Annotated in this window: 1 protein-coding gene; it reads left to right on the top strand. The window is 62.5% G+C overall.

The features are described 5' to 3' along the window. On the top strand, positions 1–253 hold a 253-nt coding region (locus IV91_RS0115485; protein WP_150112549.1), incomplete at both ends, for a transposase.

The raw sequence follows: 253 nt of genomic DNA, 5'->3' as shown, positions 1-253 counted from the left end.
GCGCAACGGAAAGCCTATGCGGGTGCGATTCGACCCGGTGAAGAACTTCTCGTTTGCGGCGTTGAAGCCCTGGGCCAGCATTGCACTTGCTCCGGATTGCACCGTGACCTCCGATGGGCTGCTGGGGTTTGAGGTGGTCGAGCGACTGGGCTTTGCGCATCGCGTGGTGATCGCACCCAAAGGCAAGGCGGGCACGGAGATTGAGCCCTTCCGCTGGCTCAATGTGGTGCTGGGCAACCTCAAGACCGCGCTG

It is taken from the genome of Ferrovum myxofaciens (assembly GCF_000735045.1).
In the GTDB taxonomy this organism is placed as follows: Bacteria; Pseudomonadota; Gammaproteobacteria; order Burkholderiales; family Ferrovaceae; genus Ferrovum; species Ferrovum myxofaciens.
Note: the sequence above shows the minus strand (reverse complement) of the source record. Positions and strands in the feature narration are given on the sequence as shown.